5 protein-coding genes are annotated in these 6788 nt (G+C 34.8%); 1 reads left to right on the top strand and 4 read right to left on the bottom strand.

Annotated features, from left to right (window positions below; all coding sequences use genetic code 11):
• Positions 1-161: 161 nt before the first annotated feature.
• Positions 162-338, top strand: coding sequence for a hypothetical protein (locus ACP6PM_RS17365; protein ID WP_426586760.1), 177 nt, complete (start codon positions 162-164; stop codon positions 336-338).
• 367 nt (positions 339-705) lie between these two features.
• Here the strand turns inward: ACP6PM_RS17365 and ACP6PM_RS17360 are convergent, their stop codons facing one another.
• The 4 genes from ACP6PM_RS17360 to ACP6PM_RS17345 form a co-directional block, all read right to left on the bottom strand.
• Positions 706-1860, bottom strand: coding sequence for an ankyrin repeat domain-containing protein (locus ACP6PM_RS17360; protein ID WP_426586758.1), 1155 nt, complete (start codon positions 1858-1860; stop codon positions 706-708).
• A 477-nt stretch (positions 1861-2337) separates the two neighbouring features.
• Complete coding sequence (locus tag ACP6PM_RS17355) at positions 2338-2967, bottom strand: restriction endonuclease subunit R (protein ID WP_426586756.1); 630 nt, start codon at positions 2965-2967, stop codon at positions 2338-2340.
• A gap of 579 nt (positions 2968-3546) precedes the next feature.
• Positions 3547-4980 carry a GUN4 domain-containing protein gene (locus ACP6PM_RS17350; RefSeq protein WP_426586754.1) on the bottom strand — a complete coding sequence of 478 codons (1434 nt, stop codon included), beginning with the start codon at positions 4978-4980 and terminating at the stop codon, positions 3547-3549.
• Positions 4981-5591: 611 nt separating this feature from the next.
• A complete protein-coding gene (locus ACP6PM_RS17345; protein WP_426586752.1) occupies positions 5592-6464 on the bottom strand; it encodes a PhzF family phenazine biosynthesis protein in 873 nt (290 codons plus the stop codon).
• Positions 6465-6788: the final 324 nt, after the last annotated feature.

The raw sequence follows: 6788 nt of genomic DNA, 5'->3' as shown, positions 1-6788 counted from the left end.
GCTTCAGCAAATGAATTGACTATTGCTCTATCCGCAACAGAAGAAAAATCTAACCATCCATCACCTCCGCCTGGGTGCTTCATAAAATGAATTGACTATTGCTCTATCCGCAACAGAAGAAAAATATCCCATCCATCACCTCCAGCGGGGTGCTTCAGTAAATGAATTTATTATTGCTCTATCTGCAACAGAAGAAAAATCTCACCATCCATCACCTCCGCCTGGGTGCTTCAGTAAATGAATTTACTATTGCTCTATCCGCAATAGAAGAAAAATATCCCATCCATCACCTCAGGCAGGATGCTTCAGGAAATAAATTAACTATTGTTCTATTTTGAAAAAAGAATGTTACGAATAGTAAGGACGATAAAAATATTTTATACCAATTACCAAAAGTAATGGTATACTTGGATAAAACTTCAGTTATTAAGTAATTAAACTAAGGTAATTACTTTTTTGTTAGTTTGAATAAATTTAGCGTTAATTATTCTTGTTTTTACTTCTCCCCCACTCCCCTACTCCCCCACTCCTCTACTTAAATCAAATATAGAAAAGTTTTTGAGAAATGGTATTACAGGAGATGCCCCTTTGACAAAAAAAGATAATTTACGAACTAAAAAATGGTATTCAAGCCATTCATTCTGACACCTGACACCTGACACCTGACTCCTAATAAATAGCCTATTCATTTGTAGCAAACATTTATTAAGCACCGTGCTTTACCAACAGTCTAATTAAATCTAAATTTCCTGTGAATGCTGTAGCGCGTAGAGAAGTTATTTCTAGTTCTCCTGTAGTCTTGGCGTTAACATCTGCTCCAGATTCTAAAAGAATGCGAGCGATTTCAATTCCCTCGGCTTTAATTGCAGCGTGCAAAGGAGTCAAACTAACAACATGATCGCCTAATTGGTATCTAGCTCTAATGTTAATATCTACTCCCCTTTCCAAAAGCCAAGACGTTGCTGATACTAAACCTTGTTCGATAGTGTAGTGGATTAATAATGGTTTTTCAGAAATAAGAGTTGGCTGTGCATCCAGTAAAGCTTGAGCCTGTTCCCATTGTCCCGCAACAATTGCTGTAGCTAAATCGACTTGAGCATTTTTTGCCATTAATAATTTAATTATTGTTTGGTTGTCAGCTACAGTAGCCAAACATAAAGGCGTTATACCCCAACCGTTTTGAGCATTAAGATCGGCACCTTTTTCTAAAAGAAGTTCCACCATTTGAGTCAGATTTTCTTCTACTGCGAAATGGAGAGGCTGCGATTCATTTTTAGCAAAAAAACCCAATCTATGAGTTAGTATTTCTGGATTTGCCTCAATTAAAGAGCAAACAAAATCGATTTGGTTAAGAGCGATCGCTGAAAAAATATCTAACTGCGCTCCTCTACTAAGTAAATATTCCCTAACTTCTTGGTGACGAGTGCTAAGATAACCCTCCGGGGGAAATAGCTTAATAATAGTTGCCCACCCTACAGGAGTTAGGTTATACCAGTTATCTTTTACATTAATATTCCCACCCCTTTCGACCAAAAGTTTTGTTACTTCTAAATGACCTCCTGTAGCTGCCCAATGTAATGGGGTACTATTACTAAAGTTACCTTCTACAGCATTAACATCAGCACCAGCATCTAATAGTAACCTGACAATATCTAAGTAACCCCGATGAGCAGCCAAATGCAAAAGGGTAGTTTGAATGCCTTCATCTTTAACATTGACTAAACTAATATCTTGCAGAAGTAAGATTTGTATTGTTTCTTTATCGCCACGGCGAGCAGCATCAAATGTTTGAGCAACATTGTTACCAAAAGTGTCGTCTTGAGAAAGTATCTCGCCAACTGAATTGTTGTTTTCAATCATAGTTTTACTGCCTTCATTATTAGTTATAAAGCTTACAGTTTGTCAACCTCTAAATTAATAGATTTACTTGTAGTTAATTTAGCCAATTATTATAAAGATTAAAGTCTCGATACTAAGACAATAACTCAAAAAATTTAAGTTATGGCATTTGATATGAAATAAAATATTTTTTCCCCTCAGTAATACCTTAATATTAGCTACCTTTGGACTATAGCACAGCATAATCACTTTGTCTATAGAAGTTGTGTAAATCCCAATACCTGACGGCTTAATACTTACCGAATAATTAATAATTAATAGTTAATAATTAATAATTAAGAGTTGGTAGTCAATAATTAATTATTCATTCAACAATTAAGGTTTAAAGCCTCCCCTTTCAAGGGGATAAATCAAAAAATTTCCTTGAGCGCCAATCCTATCCGTTTCAAGAAGGGGTAATTATTAATTATTAATTGTTCATTGTTAATTGCTGAACATTTAGCTATTCACAACAATCTGACTTAAATGCTTCAAAATTTGCAGAACCCGATACAAATCTCCAGGATTTCTAGTTGCAAATAAATTTGAAATTCCATACATAGGGTTTTCTTCCTTAACTAATTTGATAAAAGTCAACTCTCCACCACTGGTAATCAGACCATAACTAGGTTTATTTTGGTGAGTATTTCCCAACATATATACTAATATTTGAGCTAATCCTACCTCCACAGAATATGCAGCTTTTTTTGATTCAATTACCATCACCCAAAGTTGGTCTTTTAATACTAAAGTATCAATTCTACCCTTGATAATTACTCCATCATTTTCACTCTCTATTTCTATTGGCTGTTCTGATTTAACATAGAAAGGTGTAAGATAAAAATCACCAATAAATAAAATCGGGTCTAGAACTGACATTTTGACTACATCTTCTAAAAGTGGTGGATAATTAAGTAAATTAATAAACCCTCTTCTAACCTTATCTAAAAGTTTTTTTTCCATCTCTGTTATTTCTGGCAAATTTTCTCGCGACTCAGAGAAAAAATTATCATCTTCAACTAACTGAATATTAAAGTTATCGACTAAGTAGCGTAAGTCTATATTTTGAGCTTGAATTATCTGTGCCATTGTTAATCTCTTCTTGCTTGAATAATAAAAAATGAAAATGGTAATACCAACCCCGAGCGATATTTTTTACAAATAGTATAAGTTCGGAAGAAGGGATAAAGAAAGAAGAAAAAAAAGGGAGGCAAATAATATAAAATTGAGGGTAGTAGTGTACAAGTAGTAATTTTCCCTATAAAAATTCAAGTAGTCTACAAATACTATTCCTTGAAAACCTGTCATTTCAGTTATCAGTTATCAGTTATCAGTTATCAGTCATCAGTACCTCTGGCTGAACCATCAGGATTGAAATAATGAACCAATTATTTTTTTCATCCCCTTAAAAGGGGAGGCTTTAGACCTTATTTTTTGGTAAATTAGGGATATTTTCTATTCCCTTTTCCCTGTTCCCTTTCTCGACAATAAATCACTATAGCAATCCTAAATAGGTTGTGACAGACTAAAAAGTAAATAAAAAAGTGAAACTCTTACCTGTTGCCTGTTGCCTGTTGCCTGTTGCCTGTTGCCTGTTGCCTGTTGCCTAAAAAGCAGTAAGATTTTTGCCACGAATAAAATAGGATTGCTATATATATACAGGACTACCTATATTTGACAAATTTTGAGTCTTTTTCTCAGAGCAGAAAATAACTTTCCTAACTCCATAAACCATACCCAATTCCCACTCATGGCAAACATAGCAGGTAAATGACCGTCCGGCGCTTTCTCCAAATCAAATATTAAATTATCGTAGTTAGTCCAACCGAAAATTGAATGCCAACCCAAGCGATCGCCTAATTTCTCATAAGTTAGATAAAAGGTTTGAGTACCAAAACTTTCCCAAATCTCTTTTTGCACAGAAAAGCCAAACTTACCATTTGAATATTTTATCCACAGTTGATTAATAGTCTGTAAATCAGTGCAGGGAAAATTATCAATTGAACGAATACTTAATCTACCCCGACTTTCTTGGCGAGTTATTTCTAACATTAACCTTGCAGTTTCTATATCTGCTTCCCGCCATTTTTTAGCAGCCAAAAAATTACGCAAATCATTATAATCTACTCCCCTTTCTGAACTTAATTCTACTTCTGGAATAGACGCAGATGGAGAAAAATTACTGACCTGTTTTTCGGACCGTGAAGAATCAAAAACATTCGGTTTAATCAATGGCAAAATTTCCGCTGCTGACTGAAACCTTTTCTTAGTTGCTCCGACAATCATCCTATCTAAAATATTACCCAAATCATCACTTATAGAAGAGCCTAAAAAATCTCGCCAAACCCAATCATTTTCACTCACATCAAACAACTCAAAGGGTTCAACTTGAGTCAACAAATGGATACAAGTTACCCCCAAACTATAAATATCACTAGCAAACATTGCCTTTCCCACAGCTTGTTCCGGCGCAGCATATCCAGCAGAACCAATAACCGTTCCTGTCACTGCCAAACTATTAGGAATTGCATATTTAGCTGCCCCAAAATCTACTAATACTAATTCTCCTTTTTTCTGGGAATAGTCAGGTCGTCTAATAATATTTTCCGGTTTAATATCCCGATGAATTACCTGTTGAGAATGAATAAATTCTAAGACTGGCAATAAATCATTTAATAATTCCCAAATTTGAGTTTCATTAAACTGACCTGTTGTTTCTAATTCCTGCTGTAAATTTTTCCCTTCAATCAATTCTTGAATTAAATATTGATGATTATCCTGAGTAAAAAATGCCAATAATTCGGGAATTTGGGGATGTTTTCCTAAACTTTCTAATCTAACTGCTTCTTGAGCAAATAATTCTGCTGCCTTTTCCAGATTTTCTGTTCCTTGAGCTTCCGGGAAAAACTGTTTAATTACACAAAATGGTTGAGATGGTTTAAATTCATCCACTGCTTTAAAAGTTCGACCAAAACCACCTTGACCGATAATTTTTACAGCCCGATAACGTTCGGCCAAAAGCAATTTTGACCCGCATTTTTGGCAAAAATTTGTGTTTTGTGGATTTTGATTTAGACAGTCAGGATTCAGACATTGACTCATAATTAATACTGTTTTTTTACTATAGATTTTTGGCTGAAGTCTGGAACAAGGAAAATTTGGGTAAATCTCTCTTTTTAGAGATTGAATGTATCAGGAAAGATAAAAGGAGATAGGGAACAGGGAGCAGGGAACAGGGAATAGGGAACAAGCTGGAAGAAATCAAGACAACTATTTGTCACTTATAAATCTAGGAATATATCTACCGAACACCTCTGTATCTAGGAGATTTCAATCCTTTGAAGTATTACCACTTTGAGATTTTAGTCACTCAATGCTCTGTTAATACTTATTTTACAAACAGTCTTTTATATCATGTCTCTTTGAATAACCACAATAAAAATTTAGGGATTAGGGAGTAGGGAGTAGGGAGTAGGGGAAAATTTCAAAAATATTCTCGCGCGAGAGAAAAGAACGTTTTTATTACGGCTAATTAATGAGACTTGATATTAGTCAAAGAGAGATGATTTAGAAAATATTTCAATACCTTTCTAAAATCTCTTCCCTCCTGACTTCTGAGGACTGACTTCTGAATCCCCTAAAATCTCTTCCCTCCTGACTCTTAACTCCTAACTCGTGAGTCCTCTAAAATCTCTTCCCTCCTGACTCCTGTTTCAAGCAACAAATTTTCCTTGAGCAACCATCAAAACATTTCCACCTACAAATACTTCTATTTCCTCTGCTTTTTTCTCAGCTTGTAACAATAATAAAGATGGTCGATTAATTTCATATCCTTGTTCCACCCTAATATCAATTTTGCTCCGATTAAAATAATTATATTCAACCAAATATCCCGCTAAACAACCATTAGCGCTGCCCGTTGCCGGGTCTTCAGTAATTCCTAAATAGGGCGCAAACATTCTCACACTTAAATCATCAATATCTTTGTATGTCTCTGGGCAAAATATCAAAATTTCTGTCGCCTTAGCTGTTTGAATAAATTGATAATATTTATCCAAATTCACCTTAGCTTTTTTCAAAGCTGCCAAAGTTTTTAAAGGCACAATGATAAAAGGTATCCCTGTTGAAACTTCCTGAATAGGAAATCTCATATCTATATCAGCTACCTCTAGATTTAATACTTCTGCCAAAGTTTCTACTTGATGTTTTTGAGCAAAAGTCGGTACATTTTGACGCATCCATAAAACTTCACCTTTCCAACTCACAGGAATTTGTCCTACTGCCAGATTTAAAACTACTTGTTCCACCAGACTTTTAATAATTTCTCGCTGAATAATGTAGGCAGTTCCTAAAGTTGGGTGACCTGCAAAAGGCAATTCTTGAGCAGGAGTAAATATTCGCACATCATAACCACCATTTCGTTCTTCAAGAGAGAGAATAAAAGTAGTTTCTGAATAATTCATCTCTCTAGCAATTTGTAACATTTCCTCATCTGAAAGATTGGCTACTTCAGCACCAGTAAATACAGCTAACTGATTGCCAGCATATTTAGTTTCAGCAAATACGTCTACAATGTAAAAATCCATAATATTTTGTTTAGGGAATAGGGAATAGGGAATAGGAAGTAGGGAACAAGGAGAAACTTGAAAAATATTTTCGGTTAAACAGAACAAAATTTTTCGGTTGTGGTGTACAAGTAGTGATACTCCGATAAAAGGTCAACTAGGGATATTAGATTATTATGCATGAAATCAAGAATTTAGGGGCTTTTCTATTCCCAGTTAAGTGTTTTCTATTCGCTTCCTCCAGCCTAAATCACTACATTTACAGGACTACCAATTTTTCTTATGGCTAATTAATGAAACTTGATATGAGATCAAACCCTATTATACAATATATGTTTATAAATC

This window comes from Dapis brunnea BLCC-M229 (genome assembly GCF_050015995.1).
Classification (GTDB): domain Bacteria; phylum Cyanobacteriota; class Cyanobacteriia; order Cyanobacteriales; family Microcoleaceae; genus Trichodesmium.
This window is presented reverse-complemented; position numbering and strand designations above follow the sequence as displayed.

Bases quoted from the DNA above. Each gene is read 5' to 3' on its own strand.
- ACP6PM_RS17365 (WP_426586760.1), top strand. From the start codon at position 162: ATGAATTTATTATTGCTCTATCTGCAACAGAAGAAAAATCTCACCATC.
- ACP6PM_RS17360 (WP_426586758.1), bottom strand. From the start codon at position 1,860: ATGATTGAAAACAACAATTCAGTTGGCGAGATACTTTCTCAAGACGAC.
- ACP6PM_RS17355 (WP_426586756.1), bottom strand. From the start codon at position 2,967: ATGGCACAGATAATTCAAGCTCAAAATATAGACTTACGCTACTTAGTC.
- ACP6PM_RS17350 (WP_426586754.1), bottom strand. From the start codon at position 4,980: ATGAGTCAATGTCTGAATCCTGACTGTCTAAATCAAAATCCACAAAAC.
- ACP6PM_RS17345 (WP_426586752.1), bottom strand. From the start codon at position 6,464: ATGGATTTTTACATTGTAGACGTATTTGCTGAAACTAAATATGCTGGC.